Source organism: Phycicoccus sp. HDW14 (assembly GCF_011383005.1).
Lineage (GTDB): Bacteria > Actinomycetota > Actinomycetes > Actinomycetales > Dermatophilaceae > Phycicoccus.
Map to the genome: position 1 here is coordinate 3,879,303 of NZ_CP049935.1, position 18,837 is coordinate 3,898,139.

17 protein-coding genes and 1 pseudogene are annotated in these 18,837 nt (G+C 73.8%); 7 read left to right on the top strand and 11 right to left on the bottom strand.

What is annotated here, in order from left to right:
• Positions 1-155 precede the first annotated feature (155 nt).
• Genes galT through G7075_RS19085 form a run of 3 tightly spaced genes read right to left on the bottom strand, consistent with a single transcriptional unit; the run spans position 156 to position 4,103 of the window.
• On the bottom strand, positions 156-1,274 hold the full coding sequence (gene galT, locus G7075_RS19075; RefSeq protein WP_166124012.1) for a galactose-1-phosphate uridylyltransferase: 1,119 nt from the start codon (positions 1,272-1,274) through the stop codon (positions 156-158).
• Complete coding sequence (locus G7075_RS19080) at positions 1,271-2,080, bottom strand: DeoR/GlpR family DNA-binding transcription regulator (RefSeq protein ID WP_166124013.1); 810 nt, start codon at positions 2,078-2,080, stop codon at positions 1,271-1,273. Before G7075_RS19080 ends, galT begins: the two co-directional genes overlap by 4 nt.
• Position 2,081: 1 nt before the next feature.
• Positions 2,082-4,103 (bottom strand): beta-galactosidase, encoded by a 2,022-nt coding sequence (locus G7075_RS19085; protein WP_166124014.1) that lies wholly within the window; start codon positions 4,101-4,103, stop codon positions 2,082-2,084.
• Between the two features lie 232 nt (positions 4,104-4,335).
• Here G7075_RS19085 and G7075_RS19090 point away from each other — a divergent pair, with 232 nt between their 5' ends.
• The 7 genes from G7075_RS19090 (at position 4,336) to G7075_RS19115 (ending at position 11,576) form a co-directional block, all read left to right on the top strand.
• Positions 4,336-5,685 carry an ABC transporter substrate-binding protein gene (locus G7075_RS19090; RefSeq protein ID WP_166124015.1) on the top strand — a complete coding sequence of 450 codons (1,350 nt, stop codon included), beginning with the start codon at positions 4,336-4,338 and terminating at the stop codon, positions 5,683-5,685.
• A 22-nt stretch (positions 5,686-5,707) separates the two neighbouring features.
• Positions 5,708-6,628 carry a carbohydrate ABC transporter permease gene (locus tag G7075_RS19095; protein WP_166124016.1) on the top strand — a complete coding sequence of 307 codons (921 nt, stop codon included), beginning with the start codon at positions 5,708-5,710 and terminating at the stop codon, positions 6,626-6,628.
• A gap of 105 nt (positions 6,629-6,733) precedes the next feature.
• The gene (locus tag G7075_RS19100; RefSeq protein ID WP_166124017.1) at positions 6,734-7,549 is read left to right on the top strand and encodes a carbohydrate ABC transporter permease; all 816 of its coding nucleotides are present in this window, start codon (positions 6,734-6,736) and stop codon (positions 7,547-7,549) included.
• A complete protein-coding gene (locus G7075_RS23220; RefSeq protein ID WP_371814123.1) occupies positions 7,546-7,944 on the top strand; it encodes a hypothetical protein in 399 nt (132 codons plus the stop codon). The genes G7075_RS19100 and G7075_RS23220 overlap by 4 nt, the downstream gene beginning before the upstream one ends.
• Complete coding sequence (locus tag G7075_RS19105) at positions 7,845-9,707, top strand: alpha-galactosidase (protein WP_371814124.1); 1,863 nt, start codon at positions 7,845-7,847, stop codon at positions 9,705-9,707. Before G7075_RS23220 ends, G7075_RS19105 begins: the two co-directional genes overlap by 100 nt.
• Positions 9,708-9,813: 106 nt before the next feature.
• Positions 9,814-10,827, top strand: a complete 1,014-nt coding sequence (locus G7075_RS19110) for a DUF5914 domain-containing protein (protein WP_166124018.1) — start codon at positions 9,814-9,816, stop codon at positions 10,825-10,827.
• Entirely contained in the window at positions 10,824-11,576 is a 753-nt protein-coding gene (locus tag G7075_RS19115; protein WP_166124019.1) for an SDR family oxidoreductase, read from the top strand. Before G7075_RS19110 ends, G7075_RS19115 begins: the two co-directional genes overlap by 4 nt.
• Here G7075_RS19115 and G7075_RS19120 read toward each other — a convergent pair.
• From G7075_RS19120 to G7075_RS22170, 8 genes and pseudogenes are all read right to left on the bottom strand, one after another.
• Positions 11,563-13,179, bottom strand: coding sequence for an FAD-dependent oxidoreductase (locus tag G7075_RS19120; protein ID WP_166124020.1), 1,617 nt, complete (start codon positions 13,177-13,179; stop codon positions 11,563-11,565). The genes G7075_RS19115 and G7075_RS19120 overlap by 14 nt on opposite strands.
• The gene (locus G7075_RS19125; protein ID WP_166124021.1) at positions 13,176-13,913 is read right to left on the bottom strand and encodes a class I SAM-dependent methyltransferase; all 738 of its coding nucleotides are present in this window, start codon (positions 13,911-13,913) and stop codon (positions 13,176-13,178) included. Before G7075_RS19125 ends, G7075_RS19120 begins: the two co-directional genes overlap by 4 nt.
• Positions 13,910-14,230, bottom strand: coding sequence for a lycopene cyclase domain-containing protein (locus G7075_RS19130; protein ID WP_166124022.1), 321 nt, complete (start codon positions 14,228-14,230; stop codon positions 13,910-13,912). The genes G7075_RS19125 and G7075_RS19130 overlap by 4 nt, the downstream gene beginning before the upstream one ends.
• Complete coding sequence (locus G7075_RS19135; protein WP_240917759.1) at positions 14,223-14,564, bottom strand: lycopene cyclase domain-containing protein; 342 nt, start codon at positions 14,562-14,564, stop codon at positions 14,223-14,225. Before G7075_RS19135 ends, G7075_RS19130 begins: the two co-directional genes overlap by 8 nt.
• A 3-nt stretch (positions 14,565-14,567) precedes the next feature.
• Entirely contained in the window at positions 14,568-16,082 is a 1,515-nt protein-coding gene (gene idi, locus G7075_RS23225) for an isopentenyl-diphosphate Delta-isomerase (protein WP_371814125.1), read from the bottom strand.
• Positions 16,079-16,627: an FAD-dependent oxidoreductase gene (locus G7075_RS21810; RefSeq protein WP_240917760.1), complete on the bottom strand. Its 549-nt coding sequence runs from the start codon at positions 16,625-16,627 to the stop codon at positions 16,079-16,081. The genes idi and G7075_RS21810 overlap by 4 nt, the downstream gene beginning before the upstream one ends.
• Positions 16,552-17,586: a phytoene desaturase family protein gene (locus G7075_RS19145; RefSeq protein WP_240917761.1), complete on the bottom strand. Its 1,035-nt coding sequence runs from the start codon at positions 17,584-17,586 to the stop codon at positions 16,552-16,554. The genes G7075_RS21810 and G7075_RS19145 overlap by 76 nt, the downstream gene beginning before the upstream one ends.
• A pseudogene (locus G7075_RS22170) lies at positions 17,583-18,778 on the bottom strand (polyprenyl synthetase family protein). Before G7075_RS22170 ends, G7075_RS19145 begins: the two are co-directional and overlap by 4 nt.
• Positions 18,779-18,837 lie beyond the last annotated feature (59 nt).

An 18,837-nucleotide genomic window follows, 5' to 3' on the forward strand; every position in this document is an offset into this window, starting at 1 on the left:
AGGTCAGCAGCGGCTCTGCCGAACCTCCAGGAACCCCCGGCCGCCGGTGCCGGCGGCGTCGAGAGGAGGCAACACGCAGACGATTCCGGCGGATCGTGTGCGTGTTGCCTCCTCTCGGAAGGGCCTGACGGCCGCGGCGGCCGGCCCGGCCCATGTCAGGGGGCGAGCTCGCGCAGCCGCGCGGCGACCGCCTCCGGACGGGTGTCGGTGACCCAGCCGCCGACCCCGCTCTCGGACCCGGCGAGGTACTTCAGCCGCCCGGGACCGCGCAGCACCGACATCACCTGGAGGACGAGCCGCGACACGTCCCGGCCGGTGCGAGTGGGTGCCTGGTGCCACGCCGCGATGTACGGCAGCCGCACGCCGGCGCCGTCGTCGCCGACGAAGTAGCCGTCGAGCCGCCGCAGCAGCTCGAGGTAGACGGTGGCCAGCTCGTCGCGCTCGGCGTCGTCGAGGGCGACGAGGTCGGGCACGTCGCGGTGCGGCGCGAGGTGCACCTCGACCGGCCAGCGCGCGGCGTACGGCACGTAGGCCGTCCAGTGCTCCCCGGAGAGGACGACGCGCGAGCCGTCGGCGCGCTCGGCGGCGAGCAGGTCGGCGCCGAGCAGCCGGCCGGTGCGGGCGTGGTGCTCGGTGGCCCGGGCGAGCATCTCGGCCGTGCGCGCCGGCACGTACGGGTACCCGTAGACCTGGCCGTGCGGGTGGTGCAGCGTCACCCCGATCTCCTGGCCGCGGTTCTCGAAGCAGAAGACGTGCGCGACGTCCGGGTCGGCGCCGAGCTCGGCGGTGCGGTCGGCCCAGACGTCGACGACCGTGCGCACCCGGTGCGGGCTGAGGGCGGCGAAGGTCGACTCGTGGTCGCTCGTGAAGCAGACGACCTCGGTGCGTCCGAGGGCCGGGGCGTGGAGGTACTCGGCCGGCGCGCTGACGTCGTCGACCGCCACCGGTGCGTAGGACGGGAAGCGGTTCTCGAAGACGACGACGTCGTAGTCGGCGTCCGGCACCTCCGAGGGCATGCTGCCGCGCCCCGTGGGACAGAGCGGGCACTCGTCGCGCGGTGGCAGGTGCGTGCGGTGCATCCGGTGCCCCGCGACGGCCACCCAGTCGCCGGTCAGCGCGTCGTGCCGGATGTGCCCGGCCGCGGCCCGCTCGCCGAGGTCGCGGGTGTCGACGGCGGTGCGCTCGGGGGCGTCCTGGGTGTCGTCGAAGTAGATGATCTGCCGGCCGTCGGCGAGCCGGGCGACGGTGCGCCGGACGTCGTGGGTGACCCTCATCCGGCGGCCTCGGTTCGGGGGCTGCGGCCCCGGCCGGCGGCGGCGAGCACGAGGTGCTCGACCGACTCCTCGAGCACCTGGCGGGCCCGGGCGCCGAGGCCGGAGTCACTGATGAGCACGTCGACGGCGTGCAGGTCGAGGAAGCTCGAGAGGCCGACGATGCCCACCTTCGTGTGGTCGGCGAGCACGCACACCGACCGGCTCGAGCGGACGAGCGCGCGGTTGGTCTCGGCCTCGACGAGGTTCGGCGTCGTGAGGCCGGCGGAGCGGTCGATGCCGTGCGCGCCGAGGAAGAGCCGGTCGACGTGCAGCCCCTGGAGGGCCGAGACCGCGACCGGCCCCACGAGGGCGTCGGACGGCGTGCGGACCCCGCCGGTGAGGACGACGACGTGCCCCGCGGCCTGGCTCTCGTGGAGCAGCTGGGCGACCGGCACCGAGTTCGTCACGACGGTGAGGTGCGGCACGTCGCGCACCGCCCGGGCGAGCTCGTAGGTCGTCGTCCCGGCGGAGATGCCGATCGTCGCACCGGGCTGCACCAGCCGGGCCGCCTCCTGGGCGATCGCCTCCTTCTCGGCCGTCATGAGCGTCGACTTCGCGGTGAACCCCGGTTCGTCGGTGGCCCGCGGCGACACGGCCACCGCCCCGCCGTGCACGCGCTCGAGCAGGCCCTCGCCGTCGAGCCGCTCGATGTCGCGGCGGACGGTCATGTCGGAGACCCCGAGCTGGTCGACGAGCTCGGAGACGCGGGCGGCCCCGTGCTCCTCGACGATGGCGAGGATGGCCGCACGGCGCTGGCTCGCGAGCACGTCAGGCCTCCCGGATGACGGCCGCGGTGCGCGCGGCGACGGTGGTGGTCGGTCCGACGTCGGTGCCGGCGACCAGGTCGTGGCCGGCGACGGCGAGCGTGGCGTCGTCGTCGGTGTGGTTGAGGACGAAGAGCCAGGCGCCTTCGGCCGAGCGCCGGCGGACGACCTCGACACCGGCGGGCACCTCGGCGGCCGGTCGCACCCCGGCGTCCCCGAGGACCCGCTCGAGGAGCCTACCGAGGGTGGCGTCGTCGGGGAGGGTCCCGAGGTACCAGGCCGCACCGCCGTCGCCGACCGTGCGGCGGGTGACCGCCGGCCGGCCGGCCAGCGGTCCGTCGGCGTAGGCGTGGACGACGTCGGCGCCGTGGGTGCGGGCGTCCTCGGACCACACCGTGCCGTGGCCACCGGAGCCACCGGGGCCACCGCCGCCGCCGCCGTCGTCGAGCGCGACCTGCTCGCCGACGCGCAGCGGGAAGAACTCCTCGACGCGGACCCCGAGCAGGTCGCGGAAGGCGCCGGGGTAGCCGCCGAGGCGCACGTGGTCGTCGGGGTCGGAGATGCCGGAGAAGTACGTGACGAGCACCTGCGCGCCGGCCTCGGCGGCGGCGGCCACCGCGGCGGCCGCTGCGTCGGACACGAGGTAGAGCGTGGGGACGACGACGACCCGGTAGCCGCCGAGGTCGGCGTCCGGGTGCACGACGTCGCAGGTGACGCCCCGGTCGCGCAGCAGGCGGTGCACCGTGTGGGCGGCGGTCGGGTAGTCGAGCGCGGACGACGGCATGCACGGCCCGGCCACGGCCCACTGCGCCTCGTGGTCCCACAGCAGCGCGACGTCGGCCTCGACCCGGGAGCCGACGAGCTCGCCGAGCCGGCCGGCGACCGCCCCGAGCGCGCAGACCTCGCGGAACCGGTCGCTGTCCTCGCCCGCGTGGGGGACCAGGGCCGAGTGGAACTTCTCGGACCCCGAGCGCGACTGGCGCCACTGGAAGAAGCCGAGGGTGTCGGCGCCGCGGGCCACGTGGGTCAGCGAGTCGAGGAGGGTGTCGCCGGGGCGCTTGGCCGGGTTGACCGGCTGCCAGTTGACCGCGCTCGTCGAGTGCTCCATGAGCATCCAGGGGGCGCCGCCGGCGAGGCCGCGGGTCAGGTCGCCGTGGAAGGACAGCTCGGCCCGCGGGTGCTCGAGGGCGTCGACGACGTAGTGGTCGGTGCTCACGACGTCCTGGTGCGGCGCCCAGTCGTGGTAGTCGAGCAGCCGGAACTGGCTCATCGTCATGAAGTTCGTCGTGACCGGCACCGCGGCCGAGTGGCGGCGGATGACCTCCTTCTCGGCGAGGAAGAAGTCGAGGAGGGTGTCGGAGCCGAAGCGCGAGTAGTCGAGGACGTGGGTGGGGTTGCCGAACGTCGTCGTGAGCCGGGGCGGCAGGACGTCGTCCCACGCGGTGTACCGCTGGCTCCAGAAGGCGGTGCCCCACGCCTCGTTGAGCGTGTCGAGGTCCCCGTACCGACGCTCCAGCCAGCGGCGGAAGGCGGCGGCGCAGGTGTCGCAGTAGCAGGGCAGGTTGTGGCAGGCGTACTCGTTGGAGACGTGCCACATCGCCAGGGCCGGGTGGTCGTGGTACCGGGTGGCCATCCGGTCGGTGAGGGCGAGGGCGAAGTCCCGGTACAGCGGCGAGGACGGGCACCAGGCCTGCCGGCTGCCCGGCCAGAGCGTCCGGCCCTCGCGGTCGACCGGGAGGATCTCGGGATAGGCGGCGCTCAGCCACGGGGGCGGGGTGGCGGTGGCGGTCGCGAGGTCGACGGCGATGCCGTGCCGGTGCATGAGGTCCATGACGTCGTCGAGCCAGCCGAACTCGTACTCGCCCTTGGTCGGCTCCAGCCAGGACCACGAGAAGACCCCGAGCGTGACGAACGAGACCCCCGCCTCGCCCATGAGGCGGACGTCGTCGGCCCACACCTCGCGGGGCCACTGCTCCGGGTTGTAGTCGCCGCCGAAGGCGACACGGTCGTCGGGCCATTGACGCATGGCGGACAGTCTGTGGCCGAAAACCGACATGTGTCAACAGATACCAACACCGCGGGTCCGTGGCCCACGATCTGCCGCATCCGTCCGAGTCACGCTCGGACAGACCGAATCGTGACCGAAAACCGTGGACAGACCTCTTGACAGCACCGGCAGGACTGGACACACTCGGCCGCATCGGATGTTCGTTTCTGATCGAAGTTGTCGGAAACGCCCCACGTCAAAGGAGACACCCATGGCCCGCCCCGACCCGCGCGAGAGCCGCTTCTCGAGCACCCTTCCGGCATCCGTGAACGGCTTCGGCCGCCGTTCCCTGCTGCGTGGCGCCCTGGGGGTCGGAGCCCTCGGCGCCACCGGGATGCTCAGCGCCTGCGGCGACGACTCGACCTCCGGCTCCGGATCCGGCGCCTCCGCGAAGGCCGGCAACGTGAAGTTCGGCATCAACGAGGCCAAGGGCTCCGGTCCGGCCAACGAGCGGCTCCAGGCCATGGCCGACGCCTACGCGAAGAAGGCCGGCGTCACGGTCTCGGTCAACGCCGTCGACCACAACACCTTCCAGGAGAGCATCACCACCTACCTCCAGGGCAGCCCGGACGACGTCTTCACGTGGTTCGCCGGCTACCGGATGGCCCAGTTCGCCGAGGGCGGGCAGATCGCCGACATCAGCGACGTCTGGCCCCTCGACGGCATCGGCGACGCCTTCAAGAAGGCCTCCACGGCGGCCGACGGCAAGCAGTACTTCGTGCCGGTCAGCTACTACCCGTGGGCGGTCTTCCACCGGAAGTCGGTCTTCGAGAAGAACGGCTGGACCCAGCCGAAGACCATGGACGACCTCACCGCCCTCATGAAGGAGATGCAGGGCAAGAAGATGACCCCGTTCGCCTTCGCGGCCAAGGACGCCTGGGCGCCGATGGGCACCTTCGACATCCTCAACATGCGGCTCAACGGCTACGACTTCCACATGGCGCTGACCAAGGGCGAGAAGGCCTGGGACAGCCCCGAGGTCAAGAACGTCTTCGCCACCTGGAAGACCCTCCTGCCCTACCACCAGGAGAACTCGCTCGGCCGCACCTGGCAGGAGGCCGCGACCTCGATGGCCAAGGGTGACTGCGGGATGTACCTCCTCGGCACCTTCGTCGTCGACGGCGTGCCCAAGGAGGCGCAGGAGGACCTCGACTTCTTCACCTTCCCCGAGCTGGACGCCTCGATCGGGTCCGACGCTCTTGACGCGCCGATCGACGGGTTCTGCGTCGCCTCCGGTGCGCAGGACGAGGAGGCCGGCAAGGCGTACATCAAGTGGCTGGCCAGCGCCGAGGCCGCGGACGCCGCGAACAACGCCGCCTCCGCGCCGTTCATCGCCGCCAACACGGCCGCGAGCACGGCGAAGTACGGCGAGCTGCAGAAGAAGTCGGTCGAGGTCGTCCAGAACGCGAAGTCCATCGCGCAGTTCCTCGACCGCGACACCAACGCCGACCTCGCGAACACGGTCATCACGGCCTCGCTCCAGGACTTCATCAAGAAGCCCGACGACATCGACGGCATCACGGCCTCGATCCAGCAGCAGGCCAAGTCGATCCTCGGCTGACGCCGGGGGCCGGGAGCACACCATGACCACCGCGACACCGACACGACGACCACGACGCCAGCGGGCGCGGGTCGAGAAGAGGCACAGCGGCCGGGACCGCCTCGTCATCGGGCTGATGATCGGGGTCCCGACCCTGCTCGTCGTCTGGCTGGTGTGGCTCCCGGCCATCGGCTCGGTCCTGCTGTCGTTCACGAAGTGGAACGGCTTCAAGTTCAGCGCGATCCAGTGGGTCGGCACGAAGAACTACGTCGACATCGCGACGATCTACCCGCCGTTCTGGCCGGCCATCCGGCACAACCTCATCTGGCTGGTCTTCCTCTTCGTGCTGCCGACCATCCTCGGCATGCTGCTGGCCGTCGTGCTCGACCGTGAGATGTGGGGGAGCCGGTTCTACCAGACCGCCTTCTACCTCCCGGTCGTGCTGTCGCTGGCCCTGGTCGGCTTCATCTGGCAGCTCTTCTACTCGACCGACCAGGGCCTGATCAACGAGGTGTTCGGGAGCAACGTCGACTGGTACGGCGACCCGGACGTCAACCTCTGGGCGGTCCTCGTGGCCACGGCGTGGAGACACACCGGCTACATCATGCTCATCTACCTGGCCGGCCTGAAGGGCGTCGACGGCTCGCTGCGTGAGGCAGCGGCCGTCGACGGCGCCACCGAGGTGAAGACCTTCTTCCACGTGATCTTCCCCGTGATGCGCCCGATCAACATGATCGTCCTCGTCATCGTCGTCATCGAGTCCCTGCGCGCGTTCGACCTCGTGTGGATCGTCAACAAGGGACGCAACGGCCTCGAGCTGATCTCGGCCCTGGTGTCGCAGAACGTGATCGGTGAGGCGACCCGGTACGGCTTCGGGTCCGCGCTCGCGGTCATCATGATGGTCATCTCCTCGGTGTTCATCACCATCTACCTCCGCATCGTCTTCCGGGAGGAGCGCCGATGACCACCGCCACCGCCCCACCGCCGTCCCCGGGACGACGGGGAACCCCTCAAGAGCCCGTCCGGCGGGGTCATCAACCGCCGGCGCGGCCGCATCGCGACCGTCATCATGGCCGTCCTCGCCGTGATCTGGCTGTTCCCACTGCTCTGGGCGCTCTACAACTCGTTCCGCGAGTACTCGTACACGCAGACCAACGGGTACCTGTCCTTCGGCGGGTGGACGCTCGACAACTACACCGAGGCCTGGAACCGCGGGAACTTCGGTCTGCACCTGAAGAACTCGCTGCTCATCACGATCCCGGCCGTGGCCCTCACGCTGTTCCTCTCCTCGCTCGTGGCCTTCGTCCTCGCGCGCTTCTCGTACCGCTTCAACCTCACCCTGCTCGGGGTCTTCCTGGCCGCCAACCTCCTGCCCCCGCAGGCCCTGCTCATCCCGGTCTTCCGGATGTTCAAGGAGATCCCGCTGCCGGCGTTCATGAGCGAGACGGGCACGATGCTCAACAGCTTCTGGGCGCTGATCCTCGTGAACACGGCCTTCCAGCTGGGCTTCTGCACCTTCGTCCTCAGCAACTACATGAAGACCCTGCCGCACGAGATCTACGAGTCCGCGGAGCTCGACGGAGCCAGCGTGTGGCGCCAGTACTGGCAGCTGACCATGCCGCTCGTCCGCCCGGCCCTCGCGGCACTGGCGACCCTCCAGGTCACGTGGATCTACAACGAGTTCTTCTGGGCGACGGTGCTCATCTCGAGGGGTGACAAGTACCCGGTGACGAGTGCACTGAACAACCTGCGCGGACAGTTCTTCTCGGACACCAACCTCGTGGCCGCGGGCTCGATCATCGTCGCGCTGCCGGTCCTCGTCGTCTTCTTCGCCCTGCAGAAGCAGTTCGTCTCCGGCCTCACCCTCGGGTCGACGAAGGGGTGACCTCGACGACGATCGTCCTGCGCGGCGGCGGTGTCGCCGTCGTCCTGCACCACGACGGCTCCGGCCTGCCCGCGGTGCTCCACTGGGGCGCCGACCTCGCCGACGCCGATGCGGCCGACCTCGTCGCGATCGGACCGGGACCGGTGCCGCACAACGCCCTCGACGACCCGTGGGACCTCACGGTGCTGCCGACGAGCGGTGACGGCTGGCTCGGCACGCCCGGCATCGCCGCCCACCGGGCCGGTGGGCACACCGCCCCCGCTGGGCCGCGACCGTGTCGTCCGAGGGGCCGGGCGTGGCCGTCGTGCGTGCCCGGGCCGCCGGCCTCGAGGCCGACCTCGAGCTGCGGTACGCCGTCGACGACCACGGGGTCCTCACCGTCTCGTCGGCCCTGACCTCCACGGCGCCGGCCGACGCGCCTCCGCTCGACCTCACGGCCCTGCGCGCCCTCCTGCCGCTCCCGACCCGAGCCGACGAGGTGCTCGACCTCTCCGGGCGCTGGCTGCGCGAACGATCGCCCCAACGACGTCCGCTGCACGACGGCACGGTGGTGCGCACCGGCCGCCGCGGCCGCACCGGGCACGACGCGACGCTCCTGCTCACCGCCGGCACCTCCGGCTTCGGCTTCCGGCACGGCGAGGTCTGGTCGGTGCACGTCGCGTGGAGCGGCAACCACGAGCACCTCGTCGAGCGGCTGCCCGAGGGGGCCGGGGCGCACGCGGCCGTCATCGGCGGGGGTGAGGCCCTCGCACCGGGGGAGGTGCGGCTCGCGGCGGGGGAGACGTACACGGCGCCCGACCTCGTGGCCACCTGGTCACGCGACGGGCTCGACGGCGTCACGCGACGGCTCGTCCGCCACCAGCGCGCCGGGGCCGACTACCGGGCGGCCCGCCCGCGGCCCCTCGTCCTCAACACCTGGGAGGCGGTCTACTTCTCCGCCGACCTCGACCGCCTCACGGGCCTGGCCGACACCGCCGCGTCCATCGGCGTCGAGCGGTTCGTCCTCGACGACGGCTGGTTCGGCGCGCGCCGCGACGACACCCGCGGCCTCGGCGACTGGCAGGTCGCGCGCGAGGTCTGGCCGGACGGCCTCGGCCCGCTCGTCGAGCACGTCCGCTCCCTCGGGATGGAGTTCGGGTTGTGGTTCGAGCCCGAGATGGTCAACCTCGACTCCGACCTCGTGCGCGCGCACCCCGACTGGGTGCTCGGGCCGGCGTCCGGGCCCACCGCGCCCTCGCGCCACCAGCAGGTCCTCGACCTCGCGAACCCGGACGCCTTCGAGCACGTCCTCGGGGCGGTGAGCGGCCTCGTCGCCGAGCACGACATCGCCTTCCTCAAGTGGGACCACAACCGCGACCTCCACGAGGCGGTGCGCACCGACGGCTCCGGCACCGACCGGCCCGCGGTCCACGTCCAGACCCTCGCCGCGTACCGCCTGATGGACGAGCTGCGCCGCCGTCATCCCGCCCTGGAGATCGAGTCCTGCTCCAGCGGCGGGGCGCGGGTCGACCTCGGGGTGCTGGCGCGCACCGACCGCGTGTGGACCTCGGACTGCAACGACGCCCTCGAGCGCGTCGCCATCCAGCGCTGGACCGGCCTGCTCGTGCCGCCGGAGCGGATGGGCACGCACATCGGGCCGCCCCGGGCGCACTCGACGCACCGCGACCTCGACCTGTCGCTGCGGATGCTCGTGGCGCTCGGCGGGCACGCCGGCCTCGAGTGGGACGTCACGACCTGCCCGCCCGAGGAGCTCGACCGGCTGCGCGCGTGGTCGGGTCTGTACCGCGAGCTCCGGCCCCTGCTCCACACCGGGGACGTGGTGCGCTCGGACCATCCGGACCCCTCGCTCGTCGTCGGCGGGGTCGTGGCGCCGGACGGTTCGGAGGCCGCCTTCACCGTCATCGCCGTGGCCAGCGTGCGGGGCGTCACGGCCGGCCGGCTGCCCCTGCCGGGCCTCGACGCCGACGCGCGCTACCGCGTCCGGGTGCGCCGCGAGGCGGGCCTGCCCGAGCTCGTGCAGACCGCCGGTGCCCCGTGGTTCGAGCGCGCGCTGGACGCGGGGGTCGAGGTGTCCGGGCGGGTGCTCGGCGAGGTCGGGCTGCCGCTGCCCGTCCTCGCGCCGGCCCAGGGGCTCCTCCTGCACGTCACCCGTGCCTGACCGGGTCTCGACCCACCGCCCGGCCCACGGCCAGACCCGCGTGCGACCGCTGTCTGACGTGCGTCAGGGGGCAGACCGGGCGAGGCCCAGCGGCTAGCGTGGGGCGATGAGCCTGCTGCGCACCGACCGGTCGTGGCGCGCGGACGTGCGGGCCCGCGTGCCGGTCCGCTACCTGCCCCAGACGACACCCGACCACCTGCGCGGCACCTGGCGCGAGGCCCGCCCGGCGCGCATCGACCGCTCGGTCGCCGACGCCCTGGCCCGGCCCACCGGTGGTTGGCTCGTGGCAGGGGCGTCGACCGAGGTCCCGCGCGAGAGGTCGTTGGTGCGCACGGTCGCCGGTCGGGAGGTGGTGCTCTGGCGCGACCGTGACGGACGCCTGCTCGCCGGGCCCGGGGCCTGCCCGCACCTCGGGGCGCGCCTCGACGGCTGCGACGTCGTCGACGGCACGGTCCTCTGCCGCTGGCACGGGATGCCGCTCGGCCGCGACACCGACCCGCCGTGGAACACCCTCGCCGCGCACGACGACGGCGTCCTCGTGTGGGTGCGGGTCGGGCCCGTCGAGGCGGGCGTCGAGCCGACGCCGCAGCCCGTGCTCGGCCGGCGGCCGCAGGGCTCGAGCATCGCCTCCGTGGTCTCCCTCGTCGCCGCCTGCGAGCCGCGCGACATCGTCGCCAACCGGCTCGACCCCTGGCACGGCGCCTGGCTGCACCCCTACGCCTTCAGCGACCTGCGGGTCGACGACGAGGCATCGTCCGACGACCGGCTCGTCCTCGACGTGGCCTACCGGCTCGGGCGCACCTTCGCCGTGCCGGTCCGGGCCGAGTTCACCTGCCCCGACTCGCACACGGTCCTCATGACCATCGTCGACGGCGAGGGGACGGGCAGCGTCGTCGAGACGCACGCGACACCGCTCACCGCCCCCGGCGCGCACCCCGCGCGCACGGTGATGACCGAGGCCGTCGTCGCCACGTCCGACCGCGCCGGCTTCCGGGTCGCGCGTCGGCTCTCGCGCGCGGTGCAGGTCGGGATGCGCGCCTCGCAGCGCCAGCTGTGGGCCGACGACCTCGAGTACGCCGCCCGCCGGTACGAGCTCCGGCGCCGCGGGGAGGGTGTGTGAGGCCGGACCTCGAGGCCGGCCGGGTCGCCGTCGTCACCGGCGGGGCGAGGGGCATCGGCCTGGCCGTCGTGGAGGCGGTCGCCGCGCGGGGTGTCGCCGTGCTGTGCGTCGACCACCCGTCCGCCGACCCGTCGGCCTTCGACGCGGTGTGCCGCGCCGCGGGGGTGGCCTCGGCCCTCGTCGGGGTCGACGTCCGTGACCGGGACGGTGTGCGTCGAGCCGTCGCCGGGGCCGCCGACCTCGGCCGGGTCTCCTACGCCGTCAACTGCGCCGGCGTCGACGGCCTGCTCGGCTCCGCGGGGATGGGCGCCGAGGAGTGGCGCCGGGTCGTCCAGGTCGACCTCGACGGCGTGATGTTCGCCTGCCAGGCCGAGCACGACCTCATGGCCGAGCACGGTGGGTCGATCGTCAACATCGCCTCGATGTCGGGACACGTCGTCAACCGTGGCGTCACCCACGCCGCGTACTCGGCGGCCAAGGCCGGCGTCATCCACCTCGGCCGGGCGCTCGCCGTCGAGTGGGCGCCGCTCGGCATCAGGGTCAACTCGGTGAGCCCGGGCTACACGCTCACCGCGATGACCCGCACGAACGCGCCGGAGGTCAACGCCGGGTTCGCCGAGCAGACACCGCTCGGCCGGCTCGCCGAGGTCGAGGAGGTGGCCGAGCCGGTCGTCTTCCTCCTCGGGTGGCGCTCGTCGTTCGTCACCGGCACCGACCTGCTCGTCGACGGGGGCTTCACCGCCTGGTGACTGCGCCGACGGCCTTGCGGTAGAGACGGATTCCCCGCCGAGCCACGGACGGCACAGGTCCGAGCCGGGAGCCGAGCGGCACCGACCAGACGCCGTGCCCGGGCAGACCCCACGCGGTGAGCAGCCGGTCGGCCGCGAGCCAGCCGGTGGTCGCCGCGCGCTCCATGAGGGCGACGGGCAGGTCGCAGCGCACGGCGTCACCGGCGAGGACGACGCGCGGGTCGGGGGTGGCGACACCGGGTCGCGCTGCCCAGTGCTCGGTGCCGACGAGGACGCAGTCGGCGCGCACCAGCCACTCGTCGTGGACGGCGTGGAGCCCGGTCGTTTCGGGGTAGACGGTGTGCAGGGCCGAGAGCAGGGCGGCGCGCAGGTCGTCCTCGGCGGTGCCGTCGGGCACGGCGTACGCGTGCAGCTCGACGACCGATCCGGCGTGCGCGGCGCTCCACCGCGCCGCGTGGTCCTCGAACCGCTCGAGCACCGAGACGTTGTCGAGCGGGCCGTGGCCGCTCGTGCCGAGGAAGGGCGGCCGGTCGGGGCGGACCAGGCCGTCGAGCCAGAGCCGCCACACGGCGAAGCGCGGGGCGGAACGGACGCCCGCCACCTGCTCGCGCCACCCGCGGTCGCCGAGCCGGGGTGAGGAGGCGACGACCTCGCGGAGGCCGACCGGGTCGAGGGCCAGCACGACGGCGTCGGCGTCCAGGAGCTCGTCGCAGCCCCCCGGGTCGGCGCCACGGTGCCGCACGACGAGCCCGCCGGAGGGGTCGTCGTCCACGGACGTCACCGTGCGTCCGACGTGGGTCCGCACCCCCAGCCCGTGCAGGTGCGCCCCGAGCGGTGCCCAGAGCGTGGCGTCGTAGTCGTCACGGGGGACGTCGAAGAGCAGGCCCTCGGAGGAGCCGACGAAGTACAGGTGGAACATCGCGAGCAGCTCGGCGCCGGAGAACTCGCGGGGGTCGGCGAAGAAGCTGCGGGCGAACACCTCGAGGGCGAGGTGGCGCGCCTCGTCGGGGAAGCGCAGCCGGTCGAGGACCGCGGCCGCGCTGACGCCGTCGAGCTCGGTGAACGAGCCGGGGAAGCGCAGGTCGAGGAGCCCGAGGGCCTGCTCGACGTCGACCGAGCGGAGCCCGTCGAGGTCGAAGCTCGGGCTGCGGGCGACGAAGGCGGCGAGGTTCCAGGGCGGGGTGCGGGGGATCCCGGCGAAGGAGTCGGCGCTGCCGCCGGCCCGTACCAGCGGGTAGTCCTCGAGCGCCCGCAGCCGCTCGAGCGTGGGGTCGGTGCGCCGGAGGACCGCCCGTAGGTTGTAGTACTGCCGGAAGAAGGCGTGGAAGCCGCGGCTCATCACCGAGGTCGACCCGTCGGGGAGGGTGACCGGCCAGGCCGCGACCCGTCCGCCGAGCCGGTCGCCTCGCTCGAGCAGGGTGACGCCGACCCCCCGCTCGGCGAGCCCGAGGACCGCCGTCATCCCGGCGATGCCGCCGCCGACGACCACGACGTGGCGCTCACCGGGTGCGCGCCCGTAGGGGGCCGGGTGCGGGGCCGGCGGAGGGTGGAAGACGGCCCGCGGGTCGAGGCCCGGACGCCAGCGTGGCGTGCGACGGCTCACGACGGGGCGTGCCCGACGACGGTGTGCACGATACCGTCCTGCCAGCCCGGGTAGGACCGGTGGCGGACGGCGACGAGCCCGGACGTCTGGAGCCTCCGGCAGATGCCCTCGACCGAGTCGAAGTCGCGCACGCTGCGGTAGAGGTAGCGGTGGAGCGGGACGTCGGACCCCTTGACCACCGCCAGCGGGATGATGACGGTGTGGCACACCGCGGCCCAGATGGCCCGGGCACGGAGGCTGCCGGCCACCGAGTAGTCGTGCAGGACGAGGACACCGCCCGGGCGCAGCACGCGGGCGACCTCCTGGACGATGCCGTCGCGGTCGGGGACGTTGCGCAGCAGGTACGCGCCGAGGACGCCGTCGACGGAGCGGTCGGGCAGCGAGCGGAGGTGGGCCAGGGCGTCGTCGACGACCAGGCGCACGCCGGCGGGCCAGTCCTTGCGACGCGCCTCGGCGACCATCCCGGCCGACGCGTCGACGCCGGTGACGTCGAGGTCGCCGCGGCCGGCCGCGCGCGCGGCATCGAGGACGGCCCGGGTGGAGGCGCCCGAGCCGCAGCCGAGGTCGAGGACGACGGGGTCGGAACCGGCTGCGCGCGAGGGCAGCCCGTCGACCAGGGCTTCCGCCGCCGTCCGCAGCTGCCCGTGGTAGCCGGGGGAGAGGGCCACCATCGCGTCGTAGGTCGGCGCGGCCCGGTCGAAGGCGTCGGCCAGCACCCACTCGTGTCCGGTCATCGCGTCCGCTCCTCGTCTCGTCGTCCCCGCCGCAGCCACAGCAGGATGGTCAGGGTCACCATGCTGAACCCGAAGAGGAAGTCCTCCACCGGGATGTCCCACGGCCAGCGCACGCCGAGCGTCTGCGCCTCGTCGTAGAGCACGATCGGCGCCGACAGCTTGGTGAGCCAGCCGTCGACGAGCACCTGGAACACTGCGACGATGCCCATCGCCACCCAGTACTGCGCGGTGCGGAAGACGCCGGTGCGCAGCCAGAAGCGCTCCACGGCAACGGTTCCCAACACCGACAGGGCGGCGAGCACGGTGTACTCAGGCATCGCCGGCCCTCCGGCGTCGCCACTCGCCCAGCACCGTGCCGACCGCCTCGTACGTCAGCAGCCCGCACAGGGGCACGACGACGAAGAAGACGAGCTCCTCGAGGGGCACCTCGAACGGCAGGAGGACCCCCGTCGTGTACGTCGCGCTGTAGGTCCAGTGCCCGCGGACGATGCCGAGCACGTCCCAGGCGACGAAGACCGCGACGACGGGCAGCAGGGCGACGAGCAGCCGCACGGGACGTCGGTAGACCCGGGCCCGCAGGACCCACTCGAGGGGCAGCGTGACGAGGAGGCACCCGGCCATGAGCAGCAGGTACTGGAAGCGGTCGTCCACGGCTCAGCCGGCCCCCGCCACGTCGTCGGTGCGGGCGGCGGGCGGCAGCTCGTGCAGCGGGGCGGACGGCCAGGCGCGGGGGTCCGGTCCGAGGGCGGTCAGCTGCGGCACCTGCTCCGTGCACCACGCCGAGACCGCCCGCCGGCCGGCGAGGACGTCGGCGGCGAACTCGGCCCACGGCACCCACACGGCGTCGTCGACCTCGTCGGGGTCGGGCAGCAGGTCGGCGGGGTCGGCCCGCGCCACGAGCACCGGGCAGACCTCGTGCTCGACGAGGTGGCCCATCGCGGCCCGGTAGCGGAACCGCGGCAGGACGACGTGCACGTCCTGCAGCGCCAGGCCGAGCTCGTCGCGGGCGCGGCGGCGCACGGCGTCCTCGAGGGGCTCGCCGGGGTGGGGGTGGCCGCACACCGCGTTGGTGACGACGCCCGGGAAGCTCGGCTTGGTCGAGGCCCGGGTGGTGACGAGGAGGCGTCCGGCGTCGTCGACGACGTAGCAGGAGAACGCGAGGTGCAGCGGCGTCGCGTCGTGGTGCACGGCGGACTTCGCCGCCGTCCCGGTGGGTGCGCCGTCGTCGTCGACGAGCACGACGAGGTCGTCGGCGACCCAGCCGAGGTCGGGCCGGAGGGCCGCCCGGTCGCGCTCGACGAGGCGCAGCGGGTCGGGGGAGAGGACCATCCGGGCGGCCAGAGCAGCCTTGGCCGGGGTGGGCACCCGGACCCGCTCGGCGAAGACGTCGTACTCCGCGTCCTCGATGCGCTCGAGGATCCGGGCGTAGAGCACGCGGGCGGTCGCCACGCAGCGCCGGGAGGCCCCGGGCAGGGCGGCCAGGCCCTCGTCGGCCTCGCGGTACAGCCGCCGGTTGCGGGCGACCTCGAAGGCCATGAGCGCACGCCACTCGGGGGTCGCCGTCCGGGCCAGCGGGTCGGCGCCGAAGCGGCGGAGGTCCTCCTGCGGCAGGTAGACCCGGCCGCGGTCGAGGTCCTCGCCGACGTCGCGCAGGAAGTTGGTCAGCTGGAAGGCCAGCCCGAGGGCGCGCGCCGGGGACCGCGCCGGGGCGGTCGGGTGCAGCACGGGCAGCATCATCTCGCCGATGACGGCGGCGCTGCCGTCCATGTACCCGAGGAGGTCCTCCCACGTCTCGTAGGTGCGACGGGTGAGGTCGGTGCGCATCGCGCCGAAGAACCGGTCGAAGCACTCGTCGGGGATGCGTCGCTCGCGGACGGTGGTCGCGACGGCGGCCAGCACGGGGTCGGGCGAGCTGCCCGTGGCCACCGCCTCGTGGAAGCGGGCCTCGAAGTTCTCGAGCGCGGTGGCCGTGGCCGGGCCGGGCTCGGGGCCGGCGAGGTCGACGATGTCGTCGGCCATCCGCGCGAGGGTGTAGACCGCGAAGACGTGCCGACGGTCCGCGCGGGGCAGCAGCCGGGCGCCCCAGTAGTAGGTGGTGCCGTGCTCGCGGGTGACGGCGGCGCAACGTGCGTAGCCGGCCTCGACGTGCGGGTCGGCGGCCCGGCTCACGAGGTGGCCCCGACGGGTGGGCGGGGCACCGGCAGCGCGCGACCCGCGTACTCCTGCACCCGTTCCGCCGCGAGACGGCCGCTGACGAGGACCATCGGGATGCCGACGCCGGGCGTCGTGCCGGACCCGGCGAACACCAGCCCCGGGACGCGCCGGTCGACGTTCGCGGGGCGGAACGGGCCGGACTGACCGAAGGTGTGGGCCAGCGCGAACGGCGTGCCGAGGTGCATGCCCTGAGCCTGCCACTCGTCCGGGGTGACGAGGCGCTCGGTGACGACGTCCGTGGGGTAGCCCTCGCGCTCGAGGAAGGCCAGCAGCCGCTCGCGCATCGGGCCCGACTCCACGCCCCAGTCGAGCCCGGACCCGTTGTGCGGCACCGGTTCCAGCACGTACAGGCTCGACGAGCCGGCGGGGGCCATGTCCGGCTGGGACAGGGTCGGGACGGTGACGAGCCGCGACGGGTCGGGCATCAGCTCGCCGCGGTCGACGAGGGCCTCGAAGGCCGTGTCCCAGGCGTGGCCGAAGTGGATGTTGTGGTGGCGCACCCGGGGCCGGGGAGGCCGCGGACCCCCACGTGCCAGACCACGGCGGACGGGGAGAACCGGCCGCGCCGGGCCGCCCGGGGTGCCGTGACGCCGGGCAGCAGGCGCTCGTACGCGACGGGCAGGTCGACGGTGCAGACGACGGCGTCGGCGGACAGGCGGTCGCCGTCGGCCGTGGCGACGCCGGCCACCGCGCCGTCGCCGCGGCGCAGGACCTCGGTGACCTCGACGCCGAGGTGCACCGGCACGCCGGCATCGGCGAGGGCGGTGGCCATCGACGAGGGGACGGCGTGCATCCCGCCCTCGGGGTGGAAGACGCCGCGGACGGTGTCCATGTACGTGATGACGGCGAACAGCGCCCGGGCCTGCGCGGGGGCGACGCCCGCGTAGAGGGCCTGGAAGCCGAAGGCCCGGTGCAGCCGCTCGTCCTCGAAGAACGAGGCGAGGGTCGGCCCGAGCGCCCGCAGGCCGCCGAGGCGCAGCAGCCGCAGGGCCGTCGACGGGGAGCGGGCGAGGTCGAGCGGGCTGTCGACGTTGCGATCGATGAAGGTGTCGAACTCGGTGTCGTGCAACGCTTCCAGCCAGTCGACGAAGCGGTCGAAGGCGGCGGCGTCGCGCTCGCCGGAGAGGCGGCGGATCTCCTCGCGCAGGTCGGACATCGCGGCGCGCAGCAGCAGCTCGGAGCCGTCGGCGTACACGGCCCGGTACCCGGGGTCGAGGCGACGCATCGGGACGAGCCGCTCGGGGTCCCCGCCGACGGCCCGGATCGGCGCGTGCAGCAGCTCGGGCATCGTCATGACGACCGGGCCGGTGTCGAACCGGAACCCGTCGAGCCGGAGCACACCGGCGCGGCCACCGACCTCGTCCTCGCGCTCGAGCACCGTGACGTCGTGGCCGGCCGCGACGAGGTGGCAGGCCGCGGCGAGCCCGGAGAGCCCGGCACCGACGACGACGACCCTCACACCGACCGCCAGGCGACGGCCTCGGCGAGCCCGGCGAGGGCCGCGCGCGAGGGGCCGTCGACGTCGAGGTCGTCGAGGGCGGCGTGCGAGCGGTCGACGAGGTCGGTGAGCTCGAGCTCGGCGCGCTCCCGGACACCGGCGGCCTGCATCGCCTCGCGCAGCGCCACGACCTGCGGACCGTCCAGCGTCCCGGCGTCGCAGGCCTCGAGGAGCGGGCGGTGGGCGGCGGCGAGCATCTCCGCGGCCCAGACGAGGAGGACGGTGGGCTTGCCGGCGAGCAGGTCGTCGCCGGCCGGCTTGCCGGTGACCTGCGGGTCGCCCCAGACGCCGAGCACGTCGTCGCGCAGGGCGAAGGCGTCTCCGACCAGGTCGCCCCAGGTGCCGAGCCGCTCGACGAGGGTGGGGTCGGCGCCGGCCACGAGGGCCCCGAGCTGGAGGGGCGGGTGATCGTGTAGCGACCGCTCTTGAGCCGGGCGATCCGCCGGGCGGCCTCGGGGTCGCGCCCCCGTCCGGCGGTGTGCGTCACGTCGAGCAGCTGCCCCTCGACGAGCTCGGTGGCCATGACCCGCCAGGCCCGGGCCACGCGGGCGTCGCCCCGGGAGGCGAGCAGCGTGGCCTCGCTCAGGGCCAGGTCGGCGACGAGGACGGCCACGCTGTCGCCGAAGAGGTCGGGGTCGCCGAGGCCGTCGGTGCGGCGGTGGCGGGTGGCCGAGACGACGTGGAGGGTGGGCCGGCCGCGGCGCTCGGCGGAGCGGTCCATGACGTCGTCCTGCACGAGGGCGAAGAGCTGCAGCAGCTCGAGGGCGGCGGCGACGTCGACGAGGGCCTCGCGCGTGTGCCCCGCCCGGCCGCCACCGGCGAGGCTCCATCCCCAGCGCGCGAGGAGGGGGCGCAGCCGCTTGCCGTGGTGGCGGACGCGGTCGGCGAGCTCGCCGACCAGGTCGACCGCCAGCGGGCCGGCATCGCGGTCGGGGGTGCCGCCGACCTCGAGGAGGATGCCGCGCAGCTGGCCGATGAGGTCCTCGAGCAGGGCGTCGACCTCGCCGAGCAGGAGGCGGGCGTCGGGGTCCGCGCGCAGCACCTCCAGGCCGACGGTGGTGGGCTCGGTGCTCGTCACGGTCCTGCCTCGCTCGTTCGTGGGTCGCACGGGTCCCGCACGATTCAACCAGTGGGTGGAGTTCCCATCGAGCACCGAGCGGAAACGTTCGACAGGGCCCGGCCACGAGGGGTGCGGCCCGTCGACGCCAGCGT

Bases quoted from the DNA above. Each gene is read 5' to 3' on its own strand.
- galT (WP_166124012.1), bottom strand. From the start codon at position 1,274: ATGAGGGTCACCCACGACGTCCGGCGCACCGTCGCCCGGCTCGCCGAC.
- G7075_RS19085 (WP_166124014.1), bottom strand. From the start codon at position 4,103: ATGCGTCAATGGCCCGACGACCGTGTCGCCTTCGGCGGCGACTACAAC.
- G7075_RS19090 (WP_166124015.1), top strand. From the start codon at position 4,336: ATGGCCCGCCCCGACCCGCGCGAGAGCCGCTTCTCGAGCACCCTTCCG.
- G7075_RS19095 (WP_166124016.1), top strand. From the start codon at position 5,708: ATGACCACCGCGACACCGACACGACGACCACGACGCCAGCGGGCGCGG.
- G7075_RS19100 (WP_166124017.1), top strand. From the start codon at position 6,734: ATGGCCGTCCTCGCCGTGATCTGGCTGTTCCCACTGCTCTGGGCGCTC.
- G7075_RS19110 (WP_166124018.1), top strand. From the start codon at position 9,814: ATGAGCCTGCTGCGCACCGACCGGTCGTGGCGCGCGGACGTGCGGGCC.
- G7075_RS19125 (WP_166124021.1), bottom strand. From the start codon at position 13,913: ATGACCGGACACGAGTGGGTGCTGGCCGACGCCTTCGACCGGGCCGCG.
- G7075_RS19130 (WP_166124022.1), bottom strand. From the start codon at position 14,230: ATGCCTGAGTACACCGTGCTCGCCGCCCTGTCGGTGTTGGGAACCGTT.